General features: G+C 61.3%; 8 protein-coding genes. 1 reads left to right on the forward strand and 7 read right to left on the reverse strand.

Annotated elements, in window-relative coordinates; all coding sequences use genetic code 11:
* Positions 1 to 3: 3 nt before the first annotated feature.
* The 7 genes from ACWGKN_RS10290 to ACWGKN_RS10320 all read right to left on the reverse strand — a co-directional run bounded on the left by ACWGKN_RS10290 (position 4) and on the right by ACWGKN_RS10320 (position 10,065).
* Positions 4 to 903, reverse strand: a complete 900-nt coding sequence (locus tag ACWGKN_RS10290; RefSeq protein WP_424253031.1) for a DmsE family decaheme c-type cytochrome — start codon at positions 901 to 903, stop codon at positions 4 to 6.
* Between the two features lie 54 nt (positions 904 to 957).
* Positions 958 to 1,788: a formylglycine-generating enzyme family protein gene (locus tag ACWGKN_RS10295; RefSeq protein ID WP_452095144.1), complete on the reverse strand. Its 831-nt coding sequence runs from the start codon at positions 1,786 to 1,788 to the stop codon at positions 958 to 960.
* A 678-nt stretch (positions 1,789 to 2,466) separates the two neighbouring features.
* Positions 2,467 to 6,105: a DUF3683 domain-containing protein gene (locus tag ACWGKN_RS10300; RefSeq protein WP_035227224.1), complete on the reverse strand. Its 3,639-nt coding sequence runs from the start codon at positions 6,103 to 6,105 to the stop codon at positions 2,467 to 2,469.
* A gap of 482 nt (positions 6,106 to 6,587) precedes the next feature.
* Positions 6,588 to 7,643, reverse strand: coding sequence for a molybdenum ABC transporter ATP-binding protein (gene modC, locus ACWGKN_RS10305; RefSeq protein ID WP_424253037.1), 1,056 nt, complete (start codon positions 7,641 to 7,643; stop codon positions 6,588 to 6,590).
* A 4-nt stretch (positions 7,644 to 7,647) separates the two neighbouring features.
* Positions 7,648 to 8,337 carry a molybdate ABC transporter permease subunit gene (gene modB / locus ACWGKN_RS10310; RefSeq protein WP_424253062.1) on the reverse strand — a complete coding sequence of 230 codons (690 nt, stop codon included), beginning with the start codon at positions 8,335 to 8,337 and terminating at the stop codon, positions 7,648 to 7,650.
* A 127-nt stretch (positions 8,338 to 8,464) separates the two neighbouring features.
* The gene (gene modA / locus ACWGKN_RS10315; RefSeq protein WP_424253039.1) at positions 8,465 to 9,223 is read right to left on the reverse strand and encodes a molybdate ABC transporter substrate-binding protein; all 759 of its coding nucleotides are present in this window, start codon (positions 9,221 to 9,223) and stop codon (positions 8,465 to 8,467) included.
* 53 nt (positions 9,224 to 9,276) lie between these two features.
* On the reverse strand, positions 9,277 to 10,065 hold the full coding sequence (locus ACWGKN_RS10320) for a TOBE domain-containing protein (RefSeq protein WP_452095145.1): 789 nt from the start codon (positions 10,063 to 10,065) through the stop codon (positions 9,277 to 9,279).
* 353 nt (positions 10,066 to 10,418) lie between these two features.
* On the opposite strand from ACWGKN_RS10320, the gene fdhF reads away from it, so the two are divergent.
* Entirely contained in the window at positions 10,419 to 13,115 is a 2,697-nt protein-coding gene (gene fdhF, locus ACWGKN_RS10325; protein ID WP_424253064.1) for a formate dehydrogenase subunit alpha, read from the forward strand.
* The last annotated feature ends 31 nt before the right edge of the window (positions 13,116 to 13,146 follow it).

Here is a 13,146-nt window from a genome sequence, read left to right on the forward strand (position 1 = left end):
TCCTTAGCGAACGAAGCGCAGGCCTTCGGCATGCGGTGAATTCGAGCCATGGATGGCCGGATGGCAACGCAGGCAGTCCCAGCGACTGGTAAACGACGCGGACTTGTCATAGGGGGTGCCGGGGTGACGAGACCAATCGTGACAATTCTGACACAGTTGCGGGATTCGCTCGTTCAACAGCTTCATATGGGAACTGCCATGAACGGCATGGCAACTCTGGCAATCCTCCTCCACGGGCGGATGCTCCCACACCGCCGGTCCGCGCTTGTCGGCATGACAACGGAAGCACAGTTCCCGGGAGTCATCGGCGTTGACCATATACCGGCTGAGGCTCCCGTGCGGGGAATGGCAGGACGAGCATTTGATCTTGCCCTCACGGATCGGATGATGCGACCGCTTGTTCGTCTCGATCTTGATATCCTTGTGGCAACCGAAACAGACATCGGGTTCCCTCGGCTTCTGCCGACCGGCGGCATGGAGGGTGTGGCAGGAATCGCAGGAGACGTCGTTGCGCCGGTGGACTCCCATGGCCCAGAGATCCATGCCCGGCGTCCTTTCATGGCAGGCCAGGCACTTGGCGGACTTGGCGTCAGGATCGACATCCTTGCCGAAGGCGAAGATATCCACCCCGCGCCCCCCGCCTTTTTCGACATGCCTGGCCCCTGAACCGTGGCAGCTTTCGCACGCATCCTGCGATTCGGGCCCCTTGACCGATTTTTTGAAATGGATCGATTCGGCGTAGCTGCCATACTGCGTCTCATGACATTCCTTGCAGGTTTCCGCCCCGATGAATCCCTCCTTGGCACCTGCCGTCGGGTTCTCCGCAGGAGCGCCGATCGACAGCGAGAAAGAGAGCAGAAGCAGGCAAAACGGGAATAACAGGATCATGTACGTTCGCTTCATAATGCCTCCTGGAGATTCTTGGAAATTAGCTGCTCACCCTCGGTCCGCCGCTGCTCACTTGACGGTCTTGACCAGGCGGAAACCGAGTGCGTGATGACCGAAATCGGGTGAAAGCCCGACGCGATGGGAGCTCCGTATCCCCAGAGGCCCATTGCTCCATCCGCCACCGCGCATCACGCGATACTCCCCTGCCCCCTGGTACACCGGATTGTCTTTCGGCAGTTTCGTGTATGCCTCGCTGTTATAGACATCCTCACACCACTCCCAGACATTGCCGAGCATATCGTGCAACCCGTAGCCATTGGCCATGAAGCTGCCCACCGGGGCCGACACCACATGATGGTCGTCGCAGGGAAATGTCGTCCATTTGGGTCGTTGCTTCTTCGCCGTCAGATCGGCGACGTTGGCGTACTTGCAGGATGCATCGGGATCGTTGCCCCAGTAGCGACTCAGCGTAGTCCCGGCGCGGGCGGCATATTCCCACTCGGCCTCCGTCGGCAGCCGATAGGCCTGTCCCGATTTCTCCGACAGCCATCTGGCAAAGGCGACGGCCTCCTCCCAGGAAACATTGGCCACCGGCTGGCTGTCGCCGCCGAGTTGCGCTCCATCGACCACTCCGCCGCTGTGGCCGGGTGCGAATTTTTTGAACTGGGCGTTGGTCACCTCGGTTTTGCCGAGGTAAAAATCACCGACGCAGGCCTCATGCACCGGTCGCTCGTTGGGGTCGCCGTCACCGATCGAATCACCCATGGCAAAACAGCCGCCCTTGATAAACATCAATTCCATCCCTGTCGCCTGATCCTTGTAAGCAGGCTCCGCATCGGCTCCATCGGGATAAGCGAAGAACAATAGAACCAACAGCACACCGGGCGTTTTCCAGATCATCTCGTCCCTCCTCCATGTCTTTTCGTTGTCAATTACCTGGTACGGACGGCGCCACCGGGATATCGCGGGCCGGTCCGACACCAGACCTCCATCGCTCCTCCGGAATAGAGGAAAAAGTTCACATATCCTCGCAGAAGCAGAAATACGGTGTTCATCGATTATTTGAGCAGCCGTTGGGCCGCTTATCATGGATCCGGGACATCAAGGCGCCACTGGGACCGGAATGGAGAGAACCAACAGCATTCCCCGAATCAACGCATTGACTTGTGGTTTCTTTAGAGCACTACAGCGAACAGGCAGACAGAACAGGCAAAAACGAGCGTGACATCCAAATGATATTTTCAACTTCCAGCCACCGCCGATCCAGGGACTCCGGCAATGCCGTTACCGCCCTGCGGTTATGAAAGTTCAATAAATCAATTTGAAGATTATGATGATTCGATTTTATTCAACGCGCCGACGGCTTGTCAAATTGAATTTCGAGGAAATCGGATCGCCAAAGAACGAAGATGGTTGAGGAAAGGATCAGTTGCAGGTTCTGTCATTTCGACCGGAGGGGGGAAATCTCATCGTCCTGGCAACCGAGATTTCTCGTTATCACTCGAAATAACAGCATAAATTAACCAGGCCAACCTCTTCAGGAGACCGGAAGGCCTGGCACGGCGGTCTCCGCCGCTCCTAAAACGTCACCTTTTCCGCCCCCTCCACCAGCCGGGCGAATTCGCTCATCCAGTCCGGGCCGCCGATGGCCTCGGCCAGGACCACCGTCATATGCTGCGGGGTGATCCCCATCTCCCGGTTGCGCCCGAGGCCGGACAGGCAGGACGGGCAGTTGGTGGCGATGATCGTGGCCTCGCTCCCCGCCCCGGCCCTGGCCAGGGATTCGCGTTTGCGTTCGAGCATGGCATGGGCGATATCCGGCCTCGAGACGGCCAGGGTCCCGGCCTCGGAGCAGCAGTTGGCGACACTCCGCACCTCCTGGTACAACTGTCCCAGCAGCCTCGGTCCGGCCCCGTCGAAGGAGTCATGGCAGGGGGTGTGGTACAGCACCGTTCCCTGGCGGCGGGGCCCGAACTGACCGTTCGAATTTTCCATGACGAACTGCGAGATATCGGTCATCGGGCAGTCGAAGATCTCGCTGACCCCCATCTCGTGCAGGGACTCACGGCAGGTACCGCAACTGACGAGAAAGGCGTCGAACACCAGATGGCCGAGCATGTCGCGGATCTGGGTCAGGATGATGGTGTCCCGCAGGCTGATGATCGACGCCATCCTCTTTTTGGCGTTGGCCCTGGCCGGAAAGCCGCAACATTGCGACAGCGGCGGGACGATGACCCGGATATTGTTTTTCGCCAGCAGATAGATGGCGGCGGTGGCGATGTCGGCGTACAGGCGCTCCGAACCGCAGCCGGGAAAATAAAAGACGGTCTTTCCGACCGGTCCTTCCGGGTTGATCATCAGCGCCTCCCGCTCCGAGTAGTACGGCAGCCGGGCGCCGAGGCTGGTCGGTGACGCCGGCATCATCGGCGACTTGAACATGTTGAGGAAGCGCCATCGCTTATCGGTAATCGCCGCCGGCGCCTTTTTGTAGGCCTTGGCCGCCCACCGCTGCAGGTCGCCGCCCCATTGCAGCACCCCCTTGCGGAACACCCTGTTGAAACTGCGGTTCCTGATCTTCAGGTAATACAGCGACATCAGGGTTGCCGGGGCGGTGTGCTTGTAGCCGAGATCGCCGAGGATCTCCCGCTCGAGGAGCGACACCTCGGCGGTGTCGATATCCACCGGGCAGGGCGCCAGGCACTTGCGGCACAGGGTGCAGTGGTCGGCGATCTCCTCGAGGTTTTTGAGCTGGTTGAAACGCGGCAGGTGGGTGCGCTGCATATCGTAGAGCAGGGCCTCGATGAGCGAGCCGATGACCATGTTCTTGTTGCGGGGGTGGAAGAAGATGTTGCTCCCCGGATGGTAGACGCAGCACACCGGCATGCACTTGCCGCAGCGGATGCACTTGGAGATCATCGACGACAGCTGGGCCAGCGAGCCGTACTGGAGGATCTTCGCCTCCAGTTCGAGCAGGTTGAACGACGGGGTGTAGACCTTGTCGATGATCGCCGGATCGTTGAGCATCCCCGGATTCATGATGCCCTGCGGATCGACCTCCCGGCGGTAGCGGCGCAGCTCCTCCAGCCGGGATTGCTCCAGGAATTTCATCTTGGTGATGCCGATCCCGTGCTCGCCGCTCACCACTCCGCCCAGTTCGACCGCCTTGGCCATGACATCCTCGGCGGTCTTTTCGGCCCGCTTCATCATGACGCGGTCGTTGGAGAAGACCGGGATGTTGACATGGATATTGCCATCGCCGGCGTGCATGTGGGTGGCGATGATGATCCGCTTCGACCGCACCTCGCCGTAGATGCTTTCGATCATGCCGCTGACCTTGCTGTAGCCGCTCAACAGCTCGAGCAGATCGGCCAGCAGTTTCCTGATATCGATCGCGTCCCGCATCGACTCGCGGCGGCGGAGATGCAGCTTCTCCAGGGTTTCCCGGCACAGGTCGTTGGCCTTGGGTATCTTCGCCTCGAGCCAGTCCGGATCCTCGATCGGTTCGGCAGTCTTCAGATACTCGACAATCCGTTCAATGAACTGGGTCTTGTTATGGATATCCTCATCGATGTTGTAGGCGTCGACGAACCGGGCGAATCCGGCCAGCGCCGGCAGCGGGAGGACGATGTCCTCGTTGAGCTTGAAGGCATTGGTGCGGGCGGCAATGGCCCCGAGCCGCTTGCGGTCGCGCCAGAACCGGGCGGCCTCGTCGGCATCCTGGGCGACGAACAGCTCGGTGTTGTCATACGGCAGGAGGAGCTGTTTCAACCGCTCCTTGCCGCGCACCACCTGGGCGGTGGTGTGGCCGACCATGTCGATCAGCAGCACCGCCTTCGGATGTTCGCTCCGGGCCGCCTTGAATTTGTACTTGATGGCGCGGATATACTCCTCGTCGAAGTGCTCGAGGGCCATCAGCGCCTCTTCGCCGTGGTTGACGAATTCCTCGGAGATCTCGACGATGACCCGGCTGGCCTCGTCCATGTCGTCACCGAAAAATTCCAGGCAGTAGGTCATCTTCTTTTCGTAGGCCTGGTGGAGCACGAATTCGCCGGAGGTGATGATACCGTCGGTGCCCTCTTTCTGGAAGCCCGGCAGGCCCTTCAGGGCCTTGTTGGTGATGTCCTTCCACAACCCCTTCTTGCGGATCTCGGTCCCGGTCAGGTGGACGTCGCGGAGCAGCCGCCCGTTGTGATCCAGGACCTGAAAGTGGACCGTATCCTCGGGCAGGATCTTGCGCATCGGGTGATTGACCCGGCGGACGGTCACCAGGCCGTTGCCGGGCATGGCAATGGTGTAGGCCAGGATGTTGTCGATCGCCGTGCCCCACAGCACCGCGGTCTTGCCGCCGGCGTTTTCGGCGATGTTGCCGCCGATGGTCGAGGCCCAGGCGCTGGTCGGGTCGGTGGCGAAGACCAGATTGGCCATGGTGGCGTGGGCCATGGCGTCGGAGGTGACGACGCCGGCCTCCACCTTGAGCACCGGAATCCTTGCCTCCGGACCGAGATGGGGCATATCCCAGGAGACGATATCATGGATTTTCGTCAGCTTCTCGGTGTTGATGATGACGCAGTTGCTGGTCACCGGCACGCTGCCGCCGGTCAGGCCGGTGCCGCCGCCACGGGGGATGATTTTCAATCCCAGTTCGGCTACCGCCTGCATCAGCGGCGGCACCTGCTCCTCCACCGACGGCCGCAGAACCGCCAGCGGCAGGAACAGACGCCAGTCGGTGGCATCGGTGGCATGGCTGATGAGGGTGAAGGGATCGAAGCGGACGTTTTCGGCGCCGATGATCGCCCCCAACTTTTTCTGCATCTGGCCGCGCATCGCCGGGGCGTCGTGAATCTCCTGCTTTATTTCGGCAAATCGCCGGCGGCAGGTCGCCACCAGCCGCAATACTTTGGAACTCCGCTCCGAGCCGACCCGGCCGATGCGGGCCGCTTCCTCGATGATCGCCAGATCCTCCTCGGCGGTGTCGAAAAACCGCTGCCGCCGGTGCGGCGAATCGATCAGCTCCTGGAACAGGAAAGGGTTGCGCCTGAGAATGAACAGGTCGCCCATGAAGCGCATCACCAGCCGCGACGAGCGACCGGTGATCCGCTGACTGCGCAGTTCCTCCAGATCCTCCCACACCTCTGCCCCGAAGAGCAGATTGATGATCAGTTTGTCGTCGGCGGAAGTAAAATTATAGGGTATTTCGCGATAGTGATTCTTGTTCATATCCAAAAGGCCTTGAATGGCGAAAAATGTTCCTCGAGCTGCTTTCCATGGGCAGAAGGCTATCTGCGCCGGCAGTTACGAGGAACGATGGAGGGTTGGTTGCATTGCGGCAGTAATCGCCTCCGTCGGGACAGAGATTCCCGCCTGGCGGACGCCGGATTGAAACGAGCGGCAGCCCGAGAGGCGAATTCACATATTCCTGGGAAGACGACGAAGGGTAGAATGATATACAGAAGGATTATTTCAGACACAACATTCAATCGGACTCGGCGGATAGTCGATATGTTTTCTTACACAATTCTCCGCAAACGGGCAAGAGGAGAAGATTTTTCCCCGGCAACTTCGATACGAAGTCATGCCGCCTGTCACGCCTGAACATGATTGACGTCATACCGTCCATGCCATGGAATGCAGTCTCCTTCGAACTCGTTCGTCTTATTGCCGGAACGTGGCGCCCGAACTCGATCGATAGCGAATACATCTCAGACAACCCTGCGGAATGACGAGGCCTTGATCGCGGCGACGACCTCAACCCCCGCCGTGATGCCCATTTCGCGCACCGATTCCGGGACAATCTGGGCCACCAGGCGGTTGCCGCCGCAGTCGAGTTCCACCCCGACCCGGTTGCTGACCCCGAACAGGCCGACCACCTTGCAGGCCAGGAGATTGCGGGCACTGATGGCGGCAGGACAGCCCTTGAACAGGATGATGTCCCTGGCCTCGAGTTCGACGAAATTGTCGCCGTTTCTTCCCCCTTCGGTCAGGACCAGCTCGACCTCTCCCCAGGGATAGCGCCACAGATCACCAACCGGGCGCGGGGGGCCGAGATGCAGCATATTGGTATAGCCGCCGCCGGCCGTGGCCATGTCGCTGCGGGCCAGGCTTTCGGTCGCCAGCTGCGCCTGCACGGCGCCATCGCGAAAGACCAGGACCTCGTCGGTCATCAGCCGCATCTCCCGCAGCGAATGGCTGATGAAGAGCAATGGGATGGCGAAATCATCGAGGGCCCTCTGCAGATAGGGGATGATCTGGTATTTCAGTTCCTCGTCGAGTCCGGTCAGGGGTTCATCCATCAGGATCAGCCGGGGACAGGCCAACACGGTGCGGCCGAGGGCCACCCGCTGCCGCTCGCCGCCCGACAGCCGGTTGACGCCACGATGAAGCAGGTGGCCGAGATTGAGGACCTCGATCAGGGCCTCGGGGTCGATCCGGCGGTCGCCGGCATCGGTCCGCCGCCAGCCGTACAGCAGGTTGCGCCGCACGTTCATATGGGGAAAAAGGCGGGCATGCTGAAACACCACCCCGATCCGCCGCTGTTCCGGCGGGAGGTTGATCCCGGCCTCGCCATCATACAGGGTGTGCCCGGCGAGGCGGATCCTGCCCCGATCCGGAACGAGAAGTCCCGCCAGCAGGTTCATCAGGGTCGATTTGCCGCTGCCGGAAGGCCCGAACACCCCGCACCGCGGCAGATGCAGGGTGAAGGCGGCGGTGCAGCGAAACGAGCCGAGCCGTTTTTCGATATCGACCTCGAGTTCCATCCCCTCACCTCCTCTTCAGATTGCGGCCGATCGCCTCGCTCACCAGCAGGATGGCAAAGGACAGCACGATCGACACCAGGCAGAGGTTGAGGGCCATCCGGTCGCCGCCGGGGGTGTTGGTGTACTCGTAGATGGCCAGGGGGATGGTCTGGGTCACGCCGGGGATATTGCCGGCGAGGATGATCGTCGCCCCGAATTCGCCGAGACTGCGGGCGAACATCAGGGTCATGCCGGCCAGGACCGCCCGCGCCGACAGGGGCAGGGTAATGGTCGCCAGGGTGTCCCACCATCCCGCCCCCAGGGTCCTCGCCGCCATCAGGCAATTGCCGTCGATCTCCTCCATGCCGATGCGGATCGCCCGGACCATCAGGGGAAACCCGACCACCGCCGAGGCGAGGACCGCCCCGGTCAGGGTGAAGATGACGCGGATATCGACCGACCGCAGCAGAGGACCGAGATATCCAGCCTGGCCGAAAACCAGGAGCAGCAGATACCCGACGACCACCGGCGGCAGGACGAGGGGCAGGTTGATCAGTCCTTCGATCAGCGACTTGCCCGGCATGCGGGAGAAGACCAGAAAATGCGCCGTGGCAAAGCCCAGAGGGGTGGCGATCAGAGTCGCCCCGCAGGCCACCTTGATGGACAGCCAGATGGCATCGGTATCCTGGGCGGTGAGAGTCAGAAACGTTTCCATGTCGCGCAAGAATAAAGATCCGGCTTGAATTGGGGAAAAACGGCGGGGATATCGACGCACAGCCGGTAACGGCGTCATCCCGGTCGGCCGGAGGCGACGCCGTACGGTCGGTTATGGTGCGGCGCACCTATTTTTCTGTCACAAATCCGAATTTTTTCAATATTTCTCCGGCTTCCGGACCGGCAAGGTAGCTGTAGAACGCCCTGGCCTCGGCCTTGGCCGCACCGGCGGCGGTAATGACCATCGGATAGGCCACCCGATCGTAGAGTCCATCCGGGACTTCGAACAGCACCGCAGCCTCCCTGGCCAACATGGCATCGGTCCGGTACACGAACGCCCCATCCACCTCGCCGCGGTCGGCATAGAGCAGGGCCTGGCGGACATCCTGGGCCATCACCAGCTTGTTCGCCTGGTGCAGTTCTTCGTAGACACCGGCGGTGCGCATCGCCTGTTCGGCATACTGGCCGGCCGGAACACTGGCCGGGGTGCCGAGGGCAATCCGCTGCAGACCCTTCAGGTCGGCCAGGGATTTGACCGCACCACCTTGTTTGCCGACAAAGACCAGCTTGTTATAGGCGAACACGCCTCTGTTCCTGCCCTCGGCCTTGCCCTCCCTGACCACATAGTCCACCCACTTGTCGTTGGCGGAGAGAAAGATATCCGTCGGCGCGCCCTGCACCGTCTGTTTGGCCAGGGCCCCGGAGGCCCCGAAATTGGTCCGAACCCTGGCATCCGGTTGCACCTTCCCGAAGCCTTTGATGATCTCCATCATCGCCTCCCTGGTGCTGGCCGCGGCCGACAGATTGATATCACCGGCCTGGGCGAGACTGGTTACCAGCAAACCGACGGCCATGATGACCGCGACCAATATTGTTCTTCTCTGCATTGTCCTTCCTCTTTTCATTTATGATTGAGTGATATACGTTTCCCCCGACCCCGTCAGACGACCGCCAGCAGTACGCTCGAGGCCTTGAAGATCGCCGATACCTCGATCCCCGGCTGCAATCCGAGCCGACGGACGCTTTCGCAGGTATTGATCGCAGTCACCGTGTTGCCCCCGGGCAGATCGATGATCACCTCGTCGTTGACCACCCCCGGCACAACCCGGGCCACTGTGCCCGGCAGGACGTTGCGGGCCGAGAGCTGTTCCCGCCGGACATCGCGGCCGAGCAGGACCGAGGGGGCCTTGACCATCGCCAGCACCTCCACCCCCGGAGCCAGGCCAAGTCGATGGACGCTGTTGTCGGTGATGACCGCCACCACCGTATCGCCTCCCTTCAGGGCCACCGTGATGACGCTGTTGACCGCCCCCTGCTCGATCGCGGCCACCGTTCCGGCCCAGACATTTCTCGCGCTGACCTTCATCTCAAACCTCCGCAGCATCTTCAGGGCATTCAGGGCTTCTTCCGGCCGCTCTCCCAAAAAACCGACAAAGGCGGCAAATTCCCGCCGCAGCACCGCAACTTTCCGTAACAGTTCTCTGCCCTCTCCGGTCAGCACCGTTCCGCCGCCGCCGCTGCCGCCGACCTGACGAATGACCAGCGGTGTACTGGAGAGGTTGTTGAGGGTCTCGATTTTTTCCCAGGCGGCCTTGTAACTGAGACCGACGTTCTTCGCCGCCCGGTTGATCGAACCGCAGGCGTCGATACTCTCCAGCAGGCGGATGGAGGTATTTTCCTCTCCCGACCACCCGAGGATGTGCTGTAACGTTGTCGATATCGGCAACATGATCTCACCGTTGTCTGTTGAATGCACCGTCCGCCCCATTCGTTATTCCTTTTATGAATAACGAATGGGGCGGACGGTTGCAACCAATTTTTTAAACCTGCTGCCGTTGGGACTTGTCTGCTTCCAGCATCTGGAGGTATCAGAGAAAACCGCCCCTTATCCGGTGTCCATCCGATACGAACCAGGCTGCTGAAGCGCGCTTTTTTGTCATTACCGGTTAATGATGGTCATTTCCAGTTCATGTGATGAAAAGATTCGCTTTCGGGGTTAGGCTTTCCCCAGCAACAGATCCGTGTCGGGCGAAAAGCACCTATTCCCATTCACTTGAATTACCGAAACAGGGGAGAAGATCGATGACCAGTCCTGCAACAATCGTGATTAACGGCAAGGAAATACAGTTTAGTAGGGGCAAGACCATTCTCGAGGTCTGCAGGGGGGCGGGCGTACCGATCCCGACCCTGTGCCATGACAACCGGCTGAAACCCTATGGCGGCTGCCGGCTGTGCATCGTCGAGATCAAGGGGGTGCCGCGACCGCTGGCCTCCTGCACCACCCCGGCCGAGGCCGGGATGGAAATCACCACCGAAAGCCCGCGGCTGACCCGCCTGCGCAAGACCGTTCTCGAACTCCTGCTGTCCAATCACCCCAACGACTGCATGTGCTGCGAGGCTGCCGGCAACTGCAGTCTCCAGGAACTGGCCTATCGCTTTGGCGCCAGGCTGGACCGGTTCCCGGGCGAGCAGTGGCGGTTGCCGATCCGCCAGGACAACCCCTTCATCACCTATGAACCGAACAAGTGCATCGTCTGCGGCCGTTGCACCCGGATCTGCAACGAGGTCGTGATGGCCGGCACGATCTCGCTGGTCAATCGCGGTTTCGAGGTCATGCCGGATACCGCCTTCGCCAAGCCGCGCAGCCTCGACAACTGCGAATTCTGCGGTCAGTGCGTCTCCGCCTGCCCCACCGGCGCCCTCACCGACACCAAGGGTCGCGGCCTCGGCCGCGCAGGCGATGTCACCAAGGTCAAGACCACCTGCACCTACTGCGGCACCGGCTGCAACTTCTTCCTCAACGTCAGAAACGACAGGGTGGTCCGGGTCACCTCCGATCTCGACGCCCCGGTCAACCATGGCAACCTCTGCATCAAGGGCCGCTACGGCTACGATTTCATCCATCACCCGGACCGCATCCGCACCCCGCTGATCAAGGAGGGCGACGGTTTCCGCGAGGCCAGTTGGGATGAGGCTTTGACCCTGGTCGCCTCCCGCTTCAAGGCCCTGGTCGACGAATTCGGGCCGGAGAAGGTCGGCGGTTTCTCCTCCTCCCGCTGCACCAACGAGGAAAACTATCTCATGTCGAAATGGGTGCGAACGGCGGTCGGCTCCAACAATGTCGATAACTGTGCCCGGGTCTGACACGCCCCCACCGTGGCCGGTCTGGCCACCAGTCTGGGCGCAGGAGCAGCAACGAACTCCCTGGCGCAGATGCCCGACATCGACACCCTGTTCCTCTTCGGCTCCAACCCGAACGAGGGTCACCCCATCATCTCCCTGTACCTCAAGGAGGCCATCGCCAACGGCGCCAAGCTGATCGTCGGCGACCCCCGCAAGACCTGGATGGCCAAGCGGGCCGATGTCTGGCTCAACCTCAAGCCGGGCAGCAACATCGCCATGCTCAACGGCATCATCAACGTCATCCTGGAGAACGGCTGGGAGAATACAGCGTTCATCGCCCGGCGGACCGAAGGGTTCGCGGAACTGAAGGCCAAGGTCGCCGAATATGACCTCGACCGGGTCGAAAAGCTGACCGGCGTCAGCCGCGACCGGATCGTCGAGGCGGCCCGCCTCTATGCCCGGGCCGGCCGCGCGATGATCGTCTACGGACTCGGCGTCACCGAACACCGGACCGGTACCGAGAACGCCATGGCCATCGCCAACCTGGCCCTGGTCTGCGGCCATATCGGCCGACCGGCCACCGGCATCATGGCCCTGCGCGGCCAGAACAACGTCCAGGGGGCCTCCGACCTCGGGCCCCTGCCGGCGACCCTGCCCGGATATCAGGCGGTGACGGATCCCGTCTCGCGAGCCAAGTTTGAAAAGGCCTGGGGGGTGAAAATCAAGGACCAGCCCGGGCTCAAGTCGGTCGAGATGCTCGATGAATGCCGCCGCGGCAACTTCAAGGGGATATTCATCCTCGGCGAGGACCCGGCCCACACCGACGCCGATGCCAAGCATGTCCAGGAGGCCCTGGCCGCCGTCGATTTTCTGGTCGTCCAGGATCTGTTCCACACCGAGACCACCCGCTTCGCCGACGTCATCCTTCCCGGCGCCAGCTTCGCCGAAAAGGACGGGACCTTCACCAACGGCGAACGCCGGATCCAGCGGGTGCGCCGGGCGGTGACGCCGGTGGCCGGCCTGGCCGAGTGGGAGGTCATCTGCCGGATCTCGACCCTGATGGGGTACCCCATGGCCTACAACCATCCCTCCGAGATCATGGACGAGATCGCCGGTCTGGTGCCGATCTACGGCGGCATCAGTTACGACCGCCTGGAGGAGCAGGGGATCCAGTGGCCCTGCCCGACCAAGGATCACCCCGGCACCACCACCCTCTACACCGACCTCTTTTCACGTCCGGGAGGTCTGGCGACCTTCATTGCCCTTGACCACCAGGGCTCGGGCGAGGTGCCGGACGAGCAGTACCCCCATGTCCTGATCACCGGCAGGATCCGCGAGCATTACAACAACGGCTCGATGACCAGGAGATCGGCGGGCATCGCCGAGGTGGTGCCGGAGGAACTGGCCGAAATCCATCCGGCCGACGCCGATTCCTTGCAGATCAAGAATGGCGACTGGCTGAAGATTTCCTCACGCCGGGGCGAGCTCAAGGTTCGGGCCAAGGTCAGTGACCGCTCCCAGCCCGGCAATGTGTTCATGACCTTCCATCACCAGGACACCCTGACCAATATCCTCACCTCGGGGGTCCGCGACCCGATCACCGGCACCCCGGAATACAAGTCCTGCGCGGTGAGAATTGAGCCATTAAGTCGGTAGAGTGGTGGAAATGTAACAATTCGAACGTGAG

It is taken from the genome of Desulfoprunum sp. (assembly GCF_053613775.1).

Coding starts and splice junctions, on each gene's coding strand:
- ACWGKN_RS10290 (WP_424253031.1), bottom strand. CDS start 903: ATGAAGCGAACGTACATGATCCTGTTATTCCCGTTTTGCCTGCTTCTG.
- ACWGKN_RS10295 (WP_452095144.1), bottom strand. CDS start 1,788: ATGATCTGGAAAACGCCCGGTGTGCTGTTGGTTCTATTGTTCTTCGCT.
- ACWGKN_RS10300 (WP_035227224.1), bottom strand. CDS start 6,105: ATGAACAAGAATCACTATCGCGAAATACCCTATAATTTTACTTCCGCC.
- modC (WP_424253037.1), bottom strand. CDS start 7,643: ATGGAACTCGAGGTCGATATCGAAAAACGGCTCGGCTCGTTTCGCTGC.
- modB (WP_424253062.1), bottom strand. CDS start 8,337: ATGGAAACGTTTCTGACTCTCACCGCCCAGGATACCGATGCCATCTGG.
- modA (WP_424253039.1), bottom strand. CDS start 9,223: ATGCAGAGAAGAACAATATTGGTCGCGGTCATCATGGCCGTCGGTTTG.
- ACWGKN_RS10320 (WP_452095145.1), bottom strand. CDS start 10,065: ATGTTGCCGATATCGACAACGTTACAGCACATCCTCGGGTGGTCGGGA.